This window comes from Caulobacter sp. GW821-FHT12D05, from assembly GCF_058807295.1.
In genome coordinates this window covers 2,129-4,628 of the sequence record NZ_JBXAQO010000008.1, presented here as the reverse complement: position 1 = coordinate 4,628, position 2,500 = coordinate 2,129, and the positions used below count along the sequence as shown (strand labels likewise).

At 53.5% G+C, this 2,500-nt stretch carries 2 tRNA genes and 1 rRNA gene (1 of these 3 only partly in view); all 3 read right to left on the bottom strand.

Annotated elements, in window-relative coordinates:
* A 23S ribosomal RNA gene (locus AC1RRR_RS26080) occupies positions 1-1,939 on the bottom strand (it extends 847 nt beyond the left edge of the window).
* 254 nt (positions 1,940-2,193) lie between these two features.
* Positions 2,194-2,269 (bottom strand) — tRNA-Ala (locus AC1RRR_RS26075).
* An 83-nt stretch (positions 2,270-2,352) separates the two neighbouring features.
* Positions 2,353-2,429: transfer RNA gene (locus tag AC1RRR_RS26070), tRNA-Ile, on the bottom strand.
* Between the last annotated feature and the right edge of the window lie 71 nt (positions 2,430-2,500).

Below are 2,500 nucleotides of genomic sequence, written 5' to 3'. Positions count from 1 at the left end.
CCCGCATCTTCACGGGGAATTCAATTTCGCTGAGCCTGTGCTGGAGACAGTGGGGAAGTCGTTACGCCATTCGTGCAGGTCGGAACTTACCCGACAAGGAATTTCGCTACCTTAGGACCGTTATAGTTACGGCCGCCGTTTACCTGGGCTTCAATTCAGAGCTTGCACCCCTCCTTTTAACCTTCAGGCACCGGGCAGGCGTCAGACCCTATACGTCGCCTTGCGGCTTCGCAGAGCCCTGTGTTTTTGATAAACAGTCGCTACCCCCTGGCTTGTGCCACTCTTCTCTGGTTGCCCAAAGAAGAGTCACGCTTATCCCGAAGTTACGCGTGCAATTTGCCGAGTTCCTTCAGCACAGTTCTCTCAAGCGCCTTGGTATACTCTACCTGCCCACCTGTGTCGGTTTCGGGTACGGTCTCCGTTGGAGTTATTTCCAGGGACCTGTTCACTGCCGGGAGCAATCCAATAAGCCCCGACAATTTACCAGATCCGTCACTTCCAACTGGTTCAGGAATATTCACCTGATTCCCATCGACTACGCCTTTCGGCCTCGCCTTAGGGGCCGACTAACCCTGCGCAGATTAGCTTTACGCAGGAACCCTTGGGCTTTCGGCGAGAGGGTCTCTCACCCTCTTTATCGCTACTCATGTCAGCATTCTCACTTCCGATACCTCCAGCAAGGCTCACGCCTCACCTTCATCGGCTTACGGAACGCTCCGCTACCGCGTGCTTACGCACACCCATACCTTCGGCGACTGGCTTAAGCCCCGTTACATTTTCCGCGCAGGTTCGCTTGACCAGTGAGCTGTTACGCTTTCTTTAAATGATGGCTGCTTCTAAGCCAACATCCTGGTTGTCAAAGCAAACCCACATCGTTTCCCACTTAGCCAGTACTTGGGGGCCTTAGATGATGGTTAGGGTTGTTTCCCTTTTCACGACGGACGTTAGCACCCGCCGTGTGTCTCCCGGATAGTTCTCTTGGGTATTCGGAGTTTGATTAGAATTGGTACAGCTCGCGCCGCCCGCATCCATTCAGTGCTCTACCCCCCAAGGAATACGTCCGAGGCACTACCTAAATAGTTTTCGCGGAGAACCAGCTATGTCCAGGTTTGATTGGCCTTTCACCCCTATCCACAAGTCATCCGAGAATTTTTCAACATTCACCGGTTCGGTCCTCCAGTAAGTGTTACCTTACCTTCAACCTGCTCATGGATAGATCACCTGGTTTCGGGTCGTCATGCGACGTACTTATTCGCCCTATTCAGACTCGCTTTCGCTGCGCCTACACCTAACGGCTTAAGCTTGCACGGCACATGAAGTCGCTGACCCATTATACAAAAGGTACGCCGTCACCACGCGCGGTGGCTCCGACTGCTTGTAGGCTTCCGATTTCAGGATCTGTTTCACTCCCCTTGTCGGGGTGCTTTTCACCTTTCCCTCACGGTACTTGTTCGCTATCGGTCATTGAGGAGTACTTAGGCTTGGAGGGTGGTCCCCCCATGTTCAGACAGGATTTCACGTGTCCCGCCCTACTCGAGTCTGTCGCTATTTGACGCTTACGGGGCTATCACCCACTATGGCTGTGTTTCCCAACACATTCAGCTTTATGTCACGACAGCACTGGCCTGGTCCCGGTTCGCTCGCCACTACTACGGGAGTCTCGGTTGATGTCCTTTCCTCCGGGTACTGAGATGTTTCAGTTCCCCGGGTTTGCTTAATGAACCCTATGTATTCAGGTCATTATACCTCTTCTGATCAACCAATCCTGGCCCCAGCCGAAGCTGAGACTAAGTTGGGTGACCATAAAGGTGGGTTTCCCCATTCGGAGATAGCCGGATCAAAGGGTGCTCGCGCCTCCCCGGCTCTTATCGCAGCGTGCCACGTCCTTCATCGCCTCTCAATGCCAAGGCATCCGTCAGAAGCCCTTATGCGCTTGATCGTTCTCAGCAAAACCCATGCATAATCGTCTCTTGTCACTCACGTGAGAAGAGATCGAACATGAGCTCTACCTTTAGTCAGACAATGATGTCTTCTTAAGTCCATCCTTAAACCAGGTCCGTATCCCAGGGGTGAGCTACGGTTGGCGGAGGAACCCTGCCTTCACAATGTCATTTCGCAGCTGGCTCCAAGAGCCAGTGCAAACTTGATCATTCCTCGATCGCGATTTCTCGACCTGTCCGATGACAGGGAGAATGGTGGAGCCAGACGGATTCGAACCGACGACATCCTGCTTGCAAAGCAGGCGCTCTACCAACTGAGCTATGGCCCCTCACACTCGGTGTGAGTTGCTTGCCCATCAGGAGCTGGTCGCCAGAAACACTCAGAAGAGTGCGGATCCGTATGTGGAAAGAGTGGTAGGCCCGATAAGACTTGAACTTATGACCTCACGCTTATCAAGCGTGCGCTCTAACCAACTGAGCTACGGGCCCATAGGCCGCTCAGATGAGGTCCGGTTAAGGACCCGCTCCAGGGCTCGCGATCGCCTCGACAACCTAACGGT